Annotated in this window: 14 protein-coding genes; 11 read left to right on the forward strand and 3 right to left on the reverse strand. The window is 67.8% G+C overall.

All coding sequences use genetic code 11. The features are described 5' to 3' along the window. Nucleotides 1–10: 10 nt before the first annotated feature. The 6 genes from ACFZA0_RS17695 to ACFZA0_RS17720 all read left to right on the forward strand — a co-directional run bounded on the left by ACFZA0_RS17695 (nucleotide 11) and on the right by ACFZA0_RS17720 (nucleotide 4,342). Nucleotides 11–394 carry a nuclear transport factor 2 family protein gene (locus tag ACFZA0_RS17695; RefSeq protein ID WP_391017205.1) on the forward strand — a complete coding sequence of 128 codons (384 nt, stop codon included), beginning with the start codon at nucleotides 11–13 and terminating at the stop codon, nucleotides 392–394. A 55-nt stretch (nucleotides 395–449) separates the two neighbouring features. Continuing rightward, a complete protein-coding gene (locus ACFZA0_RS17700) occupies nucleotides 450–1,535 on the forward strand; it encodes a branched-chain amino acid aminotransferase (protein ID WP_391017207.1) in 1,086 nt (361 codons plus the stop codon). A 673-nt stretch (nucleotides 1,536–2,208) separates the two neighbouring features. After that, the gene (locus ACFZA0_RS17705) at nucleotides 2,209–2,424 is read left to right on the forward strand and encodes a hypothetical protein (RefSeq protein WP_391017210.1); all 216 of its coding nucleotides are present in this window, start codon (nucleotides 2,209–2,211) and stop codon (nucleotides 2,422–2,424) included. Nucleotides 2,425–2,476: 52 nt separating this feature from the next. After that, a complete protein-coding gene (locus tag ACFZA0_RS17710; RefSeq protein ID WP_391017213.1) occupies nucleotides 2,477–3,064 on the forward strand; it encodes a redoxin family protein in 588 nt (195 codons plus the stop codon). A 438-nt stretch (nucleotides 3,065–3,502) separates the two neighbouring features. After that, nucleotides 3,503–3,646, forward strand: coding sequence for a hypothetical protein (locus tag ACFZA0_RS17715; protein ID WP_391017215.1), 144 nt, complete (start codon nucleotides 3,503–3,505; stop codon nucleotides 3,644–3,646). Between the two features lie 402 nt (nucleotides 3,647–4,048). Then, a complete protein-coding gene (locus ACFZA0_RS17720; RefSeq protein WP_391017218.1) occupies nucleotides 4,049–4,342 on the forward strand; it encodes a DUF1330 domain-containing protein in 294 nt (97 codons plus the stop codon). A gap of 377 nt (nucleotides 4,343–4,719) precedes the next feature. Here ACFZA0_RS17720 and ACFZA0_RS17725 read toward each other — a convergent pair whose 3' ends face one another. Then, on the reverse strand, nucleotides 4,720–5,022 hold the full coding sequence (locus ACFZA0_RS17725; RefSeq protein ID WP_391017221.1) for a hypothetical protein: 303 nt from the start codon (nucleotides 5,020–5,022) through the stop codon (nucleotides 4,720–4,722). A gap of 598 nt (nucleotides 5,023–5,620) precedes the next feature. Here ACFZA0_RS17725 and ACFZA0_RS17730 point away from each other — a divergent pair. Together ACFZA0_RS17730 and ACFZA0_RS17735 are read left to right on the forward strand one after the other, a co-directional pair. Beyond that, a complete protein-coding gene (locus ACFZA0_RS17730) occupies nucleotides 5,621–6,001 on the forward strand; it encodes an SH3 domain-containing protein (protein WP_391017223.1) in 381 nt (126 codons plus the stop codon). Between the two features lie 783 nt (nucleotides 6,002–6,784). Continuing rightward, nucleotides 6,785–7,825: a helix-turn-helix domain-containing protein gene (locus tag ACFZA0_RS17735; protein WP_391017226.1), complete on the forward strand. Its 1,041-nt coding sequence runs from the start codon at nucleotides 6,785–6,787 to the stop codon at nucleotides 7,823–7,825. Between the two features lie 311 nt (nucleotides 7,826–8,136). On the opposite strand, the gene ACFZA0_RS17740 is transcribed toward ACFZA0_RS17735, so the two are convergent. Next, a complete protein-coding gene (locus ACFZA0_RS17740; RefSeq protein ID WP_391017228.1) occupies nucleotides 8,137–8,358 on the reverse strand; it encodes a hypothetical protein in 222 nt (73 codons plus the stop codon). 149 nt (nucleotides 8,359–8,507) lie between these two features. Here ACFZA0_RS17740 and ACFZA0_RS17745 point away from each other — a divergent pair, with 149 nt between their 5' ends. Together ACFZA0_RS17745 and ACFZA0_RS17750 are read left to right on the forward strand one after the other, a co-directional pair. Further along, complete coding sequence (locus ACFZA0_RS17745; protein ID WP_391017231.1) at nucleotides 8,508–9,758, forward strand: IS256 family transposase; 1,251 nt, start codon at nucleotides 8,508–8,510, stop codon at nucleotides 9,756–9,758. Then, nucleotides 9,755–10,222, forward strand: coding sequence for a hypothetical protein (locus tag ACFZA0_RS17750; RefSeq protein WP_391017234.1), 468 nt, complete (start codon nucleotides 9,755–9,757; stop codon nucleotides 10,220–10,222). The genes ACFZA0_RS17745 and ACFZA0_RS17750 overlap by 4 nt, the downstream gene beginning before the upstream one ends. 563 nt (nucleotides 10,223–10,785) lie before the next feature. Here the strand turns inward: ACFZA0_RS17750 and ACFZA0_RS17755 are convergent. Further along, on the reverse strand, nucleotides 10,786–11,616 hold the full coding sequence (locus tag ACFZA0_RS17755; protein ID WP_391017237.1) for a type II CAAX prenyl endopeptidase Rce1 family protein: 831 nt from the start codon (nucleotides 11,614–11,616) through the stop codon (nucleotides 10,786–10,788). Nucleotides 11,617–11,981: 365 nt separating this feature from the next. Between ACFZA0_RS17755 and ACFZA0_RS17760 the strand changes: the two genes are divergently transcribed. Beyond that, a complete protein-coding gene (locus tag ACFZA0_RS17760) occupies nucleotides 11,982–12,509 on the forward strand; it encodes a hypothetical protein (RefSeq protein ID WP_391017239.1) in 528 nt (175 codons plus the stop codon). The last annotated feature ends 469 nt before the right edge of the window (nucleotides 12,510–12,978 follow it).

Consider the following 12,978-nt stretch of genomic DNA (forward strand, 5'->3'; position numbering starts at 1 on the left):
GGGAGGTCCCATGAGTGCACGAAGCAGCACGACCGTCCCGCCGGTGATCAGCACCTTCTACGAGCGGGTCGACACCGGCGACGTGGACGCGATCTGCGCGCTGTTCGCAGCCGACGCCGTCTACGCCCGGCCCGGCTATCCAGAACTGAGGTCCCGCGCCGCGATCGCACACTTCTACCGCCACGACCGGGTGATCGCCTCCGGCCGGCACACGATCGACCAGTCGGTCGTCGACTGGGGCACCGGGCACTCGCTCGTGGCCGTGCGCGGCTCGTTCGAGGGCGTCAGCCGCGACGGCCGGCCGATCGCCCACCGCTTCGCCGAGTTCTTCCGCATCGGCACGGACGGACTGTTCACGGAACGGGAGACCTTCTTCGCGGTGGCCCACGTCTGAGCGTCGGCCCCCGGTACCGCATCGACGGGCCACCGCGCCCGAAAGGACGAACACCATGACCACGCTCGCACCTTCCCCCGCCCACACCGGCACCCGGACCGAAGGACCGGGACACGGTGACGCGTTCACCGCGCACATGTACAGCCTGGAGTACACGCCCGAGCACGGCTGGCACGACGGGCGGCTCGGCGCGCTGGAGCCGCTTTCCCTGCACCCGGCGACGATCGGGCTCCACTACGCGCAGGTCATCTTCGAGGGCATGAAGGCGTTCCGGCAGCAGGACGGTTCGGTCGCGCTCTTCCGTCCCGAGGCCAACGCGGCCCGTTTCAACCGGTCGGCCGCACGGCTGGCCATGCCGCACCTGCCGGTGGACGACTACCTGGCGGCCGTCGACGAAGTGGTCCGCGCCGACCAGGGAGAACTCTCGGACCACCCCGAACACAGCATCTACGTACGCCCGTTGATGATCGGCACCGACGTCAACCTCATGCTGCGGCCCTCCCGGGACTTCCGCTTCATGGTCATGGCCTTCGTCGCCGGCGGGTTCTTCGGCGACGAGGTGGAGGCGGTGTCGGTGCACGTCTCGCGCGACCACAGCCGCGCGATGCCCGGTGGTACCGGCGACGTCAAGTGCGCGGCCAACTACGGCCCCTCCTTCGTCGCGCAGCGCGAGGCCGAGGCCGCCGGATGCCAGCAGGTCGTCTGGCTCGACTCGGCCGAGCACCGCTGGGTGGAGGAGATGGGCGGCATGAACCTCTTCTTCGTCCGCGGATCCGGCCCGGACGCCGAGATCACCACGACCCCGCTCACCGGCACCCTCCTTCCGGGCGTCACCCGCGACTCGCTCCTGCGGATCGCAGCCCGGCTCGGCCACCGCGTCGCCGAGCGCCCGATCACCGTCGACGAGTGGCGCAAGGGATGCGCCGACGGAGGCATCACCGAGGTGTTCGCCTGCGGTACCGCCGCAGTGGTCACCCCGGTCGGCAAGGTCCGCGACCGCGACGGCGACTGGCTGATCGGCGACGGCACCCCGGGCCCGACGACGACACGCCTGCGCCGCACCCTCACCGACATCCAGCACGGCCGGGTCCCGGCCCCCGAAGGCTGGCTGCGCCCGATCCCCCCGGCCCGGCAGATGTAGTGCCGAACGGAACCCGCAACCGGGGGAGCCCCGGAGCCGCCGCCGCGACCCGTCCGGGCCGCGGCGGCATCCGCACGTCGGACACCCCCGACGCCCCCGGCGCGGACGCCCCCGACGACCCCGGCGCACGCCCCGATCGCCACCCGTCCAACGCCCGCTGCACGTAGGGGAGTTATTACGACCGGGCCAAGCCGAACCCACCCCACCGCTGTCCCGTACCGACTTGTGAGAAGAAATCTCCTCAGGTTGCCGCTGAATGGGGAGCGGTGGGCCACTCACATGCCGCGGTCCGGGCCGTACCAAGGTTCCCCGTGCGCGGACGGGGACGTCTCGTGCAACGGGATCGCCACCGGCACATCGCGATCACCGTGGCGCCGTCGGCCGCCGTCCTGCGGCCGCAACGGCGCGCGCGAACACCGGCGCCTCTCCCGGCTGTGGGAGGCGCTGATCGTGGTGACGAGCAAAAAGGGTCCGTGACCAAGCTCGGCGGTGCTCGGCGCCGGGGATGGTCAACGCGCAGTTCTCGCTGACCGGTTGACCCACTGCGGAGAGTGACGTCCGGAGGAGCGGTTGGCCCCTTTCGCGCTGGAGAACTACAGCAGCATCCGTGAGATCGTCACGGTGATGTGGCGCCCCTGTGGCCGGGGCGTGGATGACCTGCCACCATCAAGTTGTGGTCAACCTTTCGATGATGGTGAGGCGGGTGGACGCCTTCCTCGATCTGGTGGGCGTCGCGGTCGGGGCGACGCTGCTGGCGTTGGGCGTGGAGACCTGTCACGAGGGCGGGTCGCTGGGCTGGCCCGCAGTCGGAGCAGCACTGCTCCTGATCAACCTTGAGGTGGCCAGGCGACGTTTCGCCCGGCGCAGGAGGCCGACGTCGTCGCCGTAGAACCTCACGGGGCGCCGATAGACGGGTCAACTGCCCATGCGAAGCTGAGCACATGAGGTTCTGTCCCGCTTCTCGGGTCCTATTGACGGCGTCTTCCGTCATCGGCGCGCTGTTGCTGTCATCCTGCGCGGGGAGAACCTCGACGGGGACGGAATTCACCACGGGCAGTGATGGCATCTCCACGGTGGCATCCGAGGACCGAACGGCCACAGTGACGCTGAAGGGCCAAACCCTCGAGGGCAAGAGCCTTGACGTGGTGAATGCCCACAGGGGCAAGACGATTGTGATCAATGTATGGGGTTCGTGGTGTCCGCCCTGTCGTGCGGAGGCTCCACTGTTCGACAAGGTGGCTCGGGAGAAGGCCGACGACGGAGTCGTTTTCGTCGGCATCAACACCCGCGACCCCAGTCGGACGCCGCCCATTGCGTTCCAGAGCAACTACGGAGTCTCCTACCCAAGTCTGTACGACCCGACAGGCAAGATAGTCATGTCGGGTTTCCCTACCGGGACGCTCAACCCTCAGGCCCTTCCTGCCACCGTCGTGCTCGACCGGGACGGCAGGATCGCAGCCCGCTACCAGGGCCCGCTCTCCGCCGAGAAGCTGCGCAAGATGATCGACCCTGTTGTCGCAGAGAAGTGACGGCCTCACAGCGTGCCCGCTCATGCGCCCTGGCCGTGCGGCAGATTCGAACTCATCGCCCGCTCGGGGTGGGGAATCGGTGGCCGAGTCGGGCCCCTCGCACGACACCCTGTCGGTGTTCGCGGGAGCCGATGACGCAGATCGCCGCCGGTTGCAACATGGCACATCGAGCGAAACGAGGAGGAGACATGAGCGACTTCGCCGTCCGCGGGACGGGCTGAGGGATTTAGTGGCTCGGCGATCATTGCTTCAATCGGCCGATGGGCCGAGCGGGAATGCAGGGTGGCGTCTCGCTCACCGCGGTCCGTGGACTCCCCGTTGAGGATCCCCGAGTAATGCCGCCAGAGGGAGAGAAGACTCGGCCGCGTACTACACGACAGCGGGGCGGATTGGCCCGGCTCTCGGGCGTTCACCTCCCCACATGCCAGGCACGAGTTCGTGGCGCGACACTCTGCCGGGTTTCACGGTGCCGTCTGGACGTCGGTCGGTGACTTTCTCGGGCTGACCCTCGTCCGGTCCGAAGCCGAGCAGGGACTGCTTCCCGTGGCACTGCTGACCGACCCGTTCGCCTGGGCGGGCTGACCGGCTGCGGCAGCGGTGGCGCCGAAGCTGGCCGGCTTGTGCCGAATGTTGACCATGGATTGATGGTGGAAAGCCTCCAGCCCTGTCCGACGCGTCACCGACGCGTCACCGAGGTATCCGATCCAGAGAGTTCCGTCCGACAGAAATGTGACGAGTCCCAGCCCCCAGTCTCAGCAGAGCTGTCAGAAAAAGGGTGCCCTGCCTTTTTCGAACCCTCGTCCGGGCATTGTGACGGCTCTGACTTCCGTAGGGGACTCCAGGAGCGGTAAGACGTTCGATGCAAGCCTCGATCATGGAAGATGTATCGACGATCGACGGTCGATGACCAGCGAGAGTGTGTCCAAGTCCGGAGCTGTCAGACCCTCGAAGCCTGACGCGCTCGTCCAATCACAGGAGGTTTCCATGCCCAAGGGCTATTGGGTCAGTGCCTACCGCATCATTTCCGATCCTGAGAAGCTGGCCGCGTACAGCGAGCTGGCAGGTCCGGCCGTGCAGGCCGGGGGCGGGCGGATGCTCGCTCGCGGCGGTCGGGTCGTCGCCCACGACGCCGGAATCGCGGAGAGCACCGTCATCATCGAGTTCGACAGCTTTGAACAGGCGGTCGCGGCACACGAGAGCGCGGCGTACCAGGAGGCGCTGGCCGTCCTTTCCGACGGCGTCGAGCGCGACTTCCGCATCATCGAAGGCATCGACTGACCGTCACGCTGACGTCCAGGTCGGCCCGACTGCCCCAACGGCCTCTCATCGGCGCTTCGCATGCTCGCCCGAAGCGGACCGCGAACCGCGAGTGGCAAACCGGATCGCTGCGGCAGACCGGTCAAGCGAGCACCCGAATGTGATGACCAGCGGCACGTCCAGCATCCGTCTGCTGCGTAACCCGTCGGAGCTGCCTCAGACAAGGGTCCCTGACCAGGCGCTATGCCAGTCAGGGACTCACTGGGATCTCCAGTGCCACGATCTGCCCGTTCGCCAGCCTGGCATTGCTGATGACTACGAACAGCGAAAGTTCACAACCTCGGATGGCACCCGGGGTTCGAACGGCCCGTGACCCTTGACTGGTCAGTACGGAGCGTTCAGTCCCACCAGCCGCCGCCGGCGTGCCAGTGCTGCACCCACTCCTTGAAGCCCCATGCCTGGTCGCCGGGTACCGGGACAGCGCCCACGTCGGCGATCATCCACACCTCGCCGCGGCGAGGGCCGGTGGTCAGCAGGAGCCAGAACGACTGCCCGTCCTCGGACCCGAGAACGACGGATCCCTTGTTGAACGAGGCGTCGATCCGCGGGTCCTCGGCATCGACACCCGCGTCGTCCTCCCAGGGCCAGGCTGCCTCCAGGGGGAGGGTGCGCCTGGTTGCCGTGGGCCGAGGCCGGGCCATGTGTCGGGCAGCCAGCCGAGCGGCTGGAGACCGCCGTCGCCGGCGGGCCCCAGGCTCGACCCGTTGCTGATCTCCGCGATGAACGTCCTGTACGGCTCCGGGAGGGCCACACCGTTCGCCTGCTCCCATCCCGCAACGGCTTCATGCCCAAGCGCCGGCTCGCGCCATTCCGGCGGAAACGCGGAGCGCAGGAAATCGAGGGTGGCTTCGGAGGGTCGCTGATCACTTATGCCTGTCACGTCAGCATGCTGGCAGAAGGGCTGACACTCCATCGCTGCTGCCTCACTCCGGAGCGGTCACAAAGGCGGCTACGAGCGCGTGCGCGCCTACCTGCACAACAAACGAACCTCACCACGGCTGATGAACGCCCAGCCGTTCTCTCCCCGGATGGCGCATTGCCGCGTCGGCCAGGGGTGTTCATCGCACGGCCTCCCTGTAGAGGGCGGCCAACCGGGCGCCCTCGCATCCACGCCGACAGAACACCAGGCGCGCAGGGCTCAGTGGTTGGCACGGGTGGCTAACGACTCCCCGGGGACGGTCGCACACGATGGCCGATGAGCGGAGAGATCGGCTCCCCGCCAGACCAAGAGGACACCTGATGCCGAATCCCGGAACATCCCGCAAGGCACAGCGGACACTGGGCACGTCCCTCGCCGCCATCGGCCTGGCGGCCGCGGCCACGCTGGGCGCGGCCACCCCGGGCCACGCCTCTGCGGCGATCAGTTGCAGCGGCTGGGGCCACAGCAACAAGGACGGCGGCTCGGGCTACTCCAACGGTACGTACGCCCTGAAGGCCGGCCCCTACGCGGCGTGCGGCAACACCGGTCAGACGTACAGCGGGACCTACCTCTACTACCACTGCTACATCGTCAACGACTACGGCAACACCTGGACGTACGCGCGGATCTCCGGCACCAGCACGGAGGGATGGTTCTCCGACGCGAACCTCAGCAACGGCGGTGCCGTCGCGCACTGCTGACCTCGTGTTACCGCGTCGCACTCCGCCAGTCTGACTCCCTCCGCACCGAGGCAGGGAACGGGCAGCCGCGGCGGCGTACAAGGGCCGGGACCTCGTGTGAAGATGTCCCGGCCCGCTCCGCGCCCGGACCTGTGCATTCGTGGCGGGCGCGGCGGCGAGCTGCAACCGCGAACGCAAAGTAGCCCAGCCAGGACGCATCTTGACTCTGCCACCATCTCCCGCCCGCGGTGCCCGGCTCGGCCACCGTGGGCAACACACGTGCGCACGGCCGGGTTTCGTGCCACGAGATCGTGCTCCGAAACGGCCTTGGTGACACCCCAGGTCGTCGAGACCGACCACCCCTGAGGGAAAGACACCCAAGCAGATCAGGCCCTGCTGTCCGGCGCGAACCGGCCCACCGTGATCCTGAGCATCCGTGTACCGCGCTCTCGCGTTCATGGAACACGTCGGAGCGAAGCGGACCTGACCGCCGACCAGTTGCGCTCGCAACGGCCCAACGGCCGTACCTGCGCGGACGCGTGCCCGTCGGGCCGACGTCGGCCGGTCAATGAGCGCGATCGGCACCAGCGACAGCGACACAGCCCTCACGGTGTCCGCCGGCCTCGCCGCCGTGCTGGACGGCTCGGCCTCGGCATCAACCACACCACAAGCCAAAGTGGTTGACCGGTTTGCGCGGCGTGCTCGGGTACAGGTGGTGCCTAGAATCGCCCGGGGCGTGACCGGGGCCGCTTTCCGGCCCCTCGATCATTTGGCCGTGAACTGCCCGCAATCATCAGGAGCCTTGTGGAGACGACCGTCCTGTCGACCCGTCAACTGCCAAAGGCCGAGCGTTTCGACTGGTGGCGCGAGATGGTCGCCCACTCCTCGACACCGACAGCCGTGGCCAGCGAGCATCGGGCCGACTTCCTCGCCACCTCCGAGCAGACCTGGCTCGGTGACCTGCGTCTGTCGGCCGTGTCATTTCCGTCGATGCGCGTCAGCCGGTCGCCCACGCTCGTCCGCCGATGCGACCCCGAGCGGTACCACCTCGTCCTGCCGAGCCGGGGCGGCAGGTGGTTCTCCTGGGAGCGCAGCAATGCGCTGGTGAGGGAGGACGACCTCATGCTGTACGACAGCTCGCACGCCTACGAGGCACACTCTGTCACGCGGGACAGCGGGCTCTCATGCCTCATGATCGACATTCCTCGTGGGCGATTGCCGTTACCGACAGCGAAGATCGACCTGCTTCTGGGCCGTCCGCTGTCCGCCCGCGCCGGCACCGGCTTCCTCGTCGCGCAGTTCCTCACTCACTTGGCCCGGCAGGTGGGCACGCTGGAGGACAGCGACGCCCTGCGGCTCGGCACCGCCACCTCCGACCTTGTCACCGCGTTGCTTGCCCACCATCTCAGCCTCTCCGACGAGGTTGGCGTCGACAGCCGGGAACGCTTCCTGCTGACTCGGGTTTACGCCTTCATCGAGGAGCACTTGGGCGACCGCGGCCTTTCACCCGCGCGCATAGCAGCCGCCCATCACATCTCCGTCCGCAGTTTGCACCGCTTCTTCCACCGGGAGGAGACGTCCGTCAGCGCGTGGATCAAACACCGCCGGCTGGAGCGTTGCCGCCGTGACCTCGCCGAGCCGCACCTGTTGCACAGGCCCGTCCACACCATCGCCGAGCAGTGGGGGTTCGCCCACCCGCAGTCCTTCAGCCGTGCCTTCAGCGCGGCCTACGAGTGCACCCCGAGCGATTACCGCGCCGGCTTCCGCCCGGCGGAACGTGCACAGGGAGGACAGGCTGCTGCGCTGAGCGCCGAGGCCGACTCGGCCTCGCAGCGGGAGGGTTGAGGGGGGGGCGAGTCGAGATCCGCATCCTTCCGCCCCTGCGGTGAAACCGCGACCGGGAGTGGTCGTGAAGCGAATCGCGGACGAGCGCGGTCCCACCCTGCGTCGGCACGTGCCGCGGCTGCGGGCGAAGGATCGGCTGCGCGGCGGTGGTCACCAGGTTCCCTGCGGTGGGCACGCGACGCCCGATGTCGGTGCCGGAGCAGATGGCGGCTGGCTGTAGACGTTCTCCTTCACTCACGAGGGGACCGACGTCGCGCGGCACGCCATGGAGGCGGGCTGGCCCGTCGGCCCTGCGGGCCGTCGCCCCATCGCTATTCGTCTTCCGGGAGGTGGTAGTAGACGGTCCCAGACCGCCAAGGGCCGTGTTCGGTGGTCTCCGACGAGATCACCACGTCTTGGATCTCAACGGGCCCCAACGCGTCGATGGTGTCGGCCAGCCGTCGCAAGAGCGCCGGAACGCTGTCGCAGCCTGGGCCGGCGGGGTTGGCCTGCGAGAAGTGGCGCACGGTCCAGTGTTCTGGAGTTTCCATCATGGGCGGATCGTAGGACCCGCTGTGGTTGGAGCAATGCTCAGGACTTGTGGATCGGTGCCGGGAGGGCATGCGGAGGGCGTACCTTCCCGAATGATCCGTAAGGTCTCCGAGTAGGCCCGCGTTGCAGCGCGGGTCGGGAAGGCACGCCCGTGCTCAGCGTAGTCACCGAAGACGGCTCCACCCAGCCCGGCTCCCTGATCGACGAAATCGTGCGGGAAGGCGCCCGCCGGATGCTCGCCGCCGCGCTGGAAGCGGAAGTCAACCAGTACATAGCCGAGTTGGCGGCCGAGACCGACGAGTACGGCCGGCGTCTCGTTGTCCGCAACGGCCACCACCGGCCCCGGACGGTGGTCACCGCGGCCGGACCGGTCGAGGTCGAGGCCCCACGGGTGAACGACCGCCGCGTCGACGATGAGACCGGCGAGCGCCAGCGGTTCTCTTCGAAGATCCTGCCGCCGTGGTGCCGCAAGTCCCCGAAGATCTCCGAAGTACTGCCGCTGCTCTACTTGCACGGCTTGTCCTCCGGCGACTTCGTCCCGGCGCTGGGGCAGTTCCTCGGCGGCACCGCCGGCCTGTCGGCCGCAACCGTGACACGGCTGACCAAGCAGTGGAGCGAGGACCATGCTGCCTTCCAGAATCGGGATCTGTCGGATCGCGACTTCGTCTATGCGCGGGCTGACGGCGTGCACCCGAAGGTCCGGCTGGGCCAGGCCCACTCGTGCGTCCTGGTCCTGCTCGGGGTCCGGCTGGACGGCACGAAGGAGCTGATCGCCCTGGCCGAGGGCTTGCGGGAGTCGACCGAGTCGTGGGCCGACCTGCTGCGCGACTGCCGCCGGCGCGGCATGCGCGACCCCGAGTTGGTTATCGGCGACGGTGTCATGGGCCTGTGGCGGGCGCTCGCCGAGGTCTTCCCGGCAGCCAGGCCACAAAAGTGCTGGGTTCGCAAAACCCGCAACGTCACTAACTGTCTGCCCAAGTCCGCACAGCCCGGCGCGACGAAAGCGATGCAGGAGATCTACAACGCCGAGGACCGCACCCCCGCCGAGCGGGCGATCGAGGCGTTCGCGAAAACCTACGGCGCAAAGTGGCCCAAGGCCGTCGCGAAGATCACCGAGGACCGTGACGAACTGCTCGCCTTCTACGATTTCCCCGCCGAGCACTGGATTCACTTGCGGACCACCAACCCCATCGAGTCGACCTTCTCCACGGTCAAACTCCGCACCAAGGTCACCCGCGGCGCGGGCAGCCCAGCGGCCGTCCTCGCGATGGTGTTCAAGCTGGTCGAGTCCGCTCAGGCGCGATGGCGCGCGATCACCGGAGCCCACCTGGTGTCCCTGGTCCGCGCCGGCGCACGATTCGAGAACGGCGTCCTGGTCGAGCGCGAGGAGCAGGCCGCATGAACGTCCACGACATCCTGCAGAACCCGGACGAGCACATCCGCTTCTCGGCCTACCTCGACAAGCTGGAGCACGTTGCCGACGCGAACGAGCTTGACCTGGTCAGCCGCGTGCTCACTGACCCGGACCAGACGATGGCCCAGTCCGCTGTGCTGCGGCACCTGGACCGTCGAGCCGCCGGACTCTACCCCGGTCCCGCCTACGAGAAGTGGGCGCAGACGATGACCCAGGCCACGATCGACCACCCCTTACTGGCTCAGCGCCTGCGGGAGTGGTCACTCTTCCGCGCCATCACGCTCAAGCTGCCCTGGCAGGCGGAGGACCTGCTCGCGTCATCCAACTGGCTCCAGCTCAAGACCGCCGCCGGGACGAACACCGAGGCCATCGAGATTCTCGCCGAAGCCGGCCGCACCAAGCGGATCCGCAACACTGCCAGAGTCGGCCTCAACCACCGCAGCGAGAGCTGAAATCAGCTCACCCACAACTCTTGACTATTGCTCCTGTGGTGTTGGCAGGCCGACCGCAGGGGCCGACGGATCGCTTCCTCGGAGACAGCCGACCGTGATCGATAGGCCAAGTCCTGGCCCCCTGCCCTTGCATGGTGCCCGGCGTCAGTCATGTCGGTTGCTGCCGCGAGCAGTTGGAGACGACCCACAGCCAGCCCCCTTTGGCGTTGACGGACTTGCTGTCGGGGAACAGCGGAGGAGGTGCAGAGGGCAGGCGGCGCCCGGCGCGGACCTGTCCGGCGGCCCGTTGCCGGGCTTCGCGCAATGGAGAGGCAGTGTCCAGCAGCAGGGGCGATCAGGCCACGCGTCCCTTCGACCCTCACGGCGACTCTTCGGATACGACGCCCCCGTCATTGTTCCGGCCGGCGACGATGCGAGGCTCACCCGGGCTTCGACCAGCTCCTTCTACCTGCCGCCGGATAACGCAGGCGCGCCCAGTCGTCCGGCGCCGTGAAGAACCTCACGATCATGAGTTCGCGGTCAGGCTACGAACCGAGGGCCCGCGGGCCGATTGCTGTCAGCTGTCAGCTGTCGACTGCGCGGCGTGCGGTCTGCGGGTGCGGTCCGGTGCCGTCGGAGCTGTCGACGGGTTCGATGGTGTGGCGTTTGACGATGACGAGGACGATGAGAACGACCTGGAGGACGATCGGCAGGATCATGCCGGGGTATGCCTTCGGATCGATGCCCGCGGAGTTGGAGACGAGGCTGAAGTCCCAGAGTCCGTGGACGAGCATCGGCAGGAGGATGGTGCCGCCGACGCGCAGGCAGAGGTAGAAGAAGTAGCCGGAGGTGGAGACGACCACGGCCTGGAGAATCGCCTGGACGCCTTCGCTGAAGGCGTTGCTGAGGTGGACGATGCCGAAGATCACGGACGACCACAGGGCGACCCTGCCCTCGCTGAGGCCGGCACGCCTGAAGACCTGGACGCCGATGCCGCGGAACATCAACTCCTCGCCGATGCCCACGAACAGAGTCATCACGATCAAGCTCAGGACGAGGGAGAGCGGCTGGTCGGCAAGGTTGGGGTAGTTCATCCCGAGGACGGCGACCACCAGCATCGAGATCGGCACGAACCGCACCCAGTGCCGCACCGGCACGCGGTAGCGAAGGATGCTGCCCCACCAGCCGAGCCAGGTCACGACGGCCGCGCCGAAGAGGACCGACAGCCCGATCGGGATCACCCCGCTGCGGATGATCGACTCGGTGGTCGGGAACTGGCTGTCGCCGCTGTCCCGGTCGACGGCGATGAGCGCGCCAAGTCCCTGGAGGATCGCGAGGTAGACGACGACCACGACCAGGAACCACGGCCAGGTCAGCCGGCGCCCAGCCGGAGCAGGGGACGGTAGTGCGGACACGGGACAACTCCTCGCGGTAAGGAAAAAGGCCCGGAAGGATCGGCGGGCAAACGATCTCATGGATGGCAGAGTCTTTGAAGGATCAGCCGGCCAAGGTCCGCTCGACGACCCAGCATCACCGCACCGCCCGGCGCGACCTCTCCAACCGCATCCACCGACCCGCACCTCGACTCGGGCTGGGGCTACTGCTGGACGCCTCGCAATGGGACCAATGAGCGCACGTGCTGCTTGCCAGTTCCCGTCCATCACGGCGCAGGTCGGACGTGACCGGAAACGATCAATCGTCACAGGTCAGCCACAAGCCTTACGTCGTGGACACTTTGGCGGGCATGATCCCCGTGCATCTGACACGCACGGGGGGAACCATGACTCAGCCGCAACAGCCCTGGGGACAAGCACCGCAGCCGCAGCAGTCTGCCTGGAGCGGGCAGCCGCAGCCGGCGCCCCGGCCGCCGAAGAAGAACACCGGCCGCAACATCGGTCTGGGATGCCTCGGCCTCGTCGTCGCGCTCGCTGTCATCGGCATCGTCGCGTCCGTCATCACGGGCACCGAGGACGATTCCTCGTCGACCAAACCGAGCGTGGTGGCGAGCGCCACCCCGAGCGTCGACTACAGCGCAGCTGAGAAGGCTGCCGGTATTCCGCCCAACCCGACGGGCGCCAAGCGTGCCGAGTTGCTGCGCGCGCTTCGTGCCGCGAACCCGGACATCACCCGGTACGAGGACAAGGCGGTCGACGCAGCCCGCAACCAGTGCTCCGCACTCAACGGCGACGCGAACAAGCCGGACTGGCTGGCCTCGCAGCGGTTCACATACAAGGACGTGACCACCACGGAGAAGCAGGGCCACCAGATCAACCAGGCACTCACCGACCTCGGCTTCTGCAAGGACTGACCCACCCTTCCAGCCGTTGGAGGGTGATTCTCCCTATGTCTGGCTACTTTGAGCCAGGCATAGGGAGGACGGCCTGGTCGAGCCGACGAGGCCGGGCCCGCAGTCCGTCCGCCGCGTAGCACTCCGCTGTGCCGGAGCTGCCGCGACGCTTCGAAGCGGTCGCGCTACGAGGGATGGCTGGAACGCAATCTTGATCCATGGGTTGGTTCTCGAACTCCCGCCCGGTGGCCTCACGTTGGCGAGCCGAGGCGGCACGGGCTACTCCCACGGGCGAGGGCGGGCCCTTCAACTACCGCAGAAACACAGTTCCTTTGACAGCCTCGTTCCATCTGATCCGCGCTGCTTCTCAGTGGCCGTACCGGTGCGCAACCGTCCACCGTGCGGGGTGGGTACCGGAGGGTGGTGGTGCGCACCGCGATGCGCGCTGCGCACGGGGTCTTGCGGAAGGAAAGGCCGAGGACAGGGCGGG

Origin of the sequence: Streptomyces sp. NPDC008150 (genome assembly GCF_042956945.1) — a bacterium.
Classification (GTDB): Bacteria; Actinomycetota; Actinomycetes; order Streptomycetales; family Streptomycetaceae; genus Streptomyces.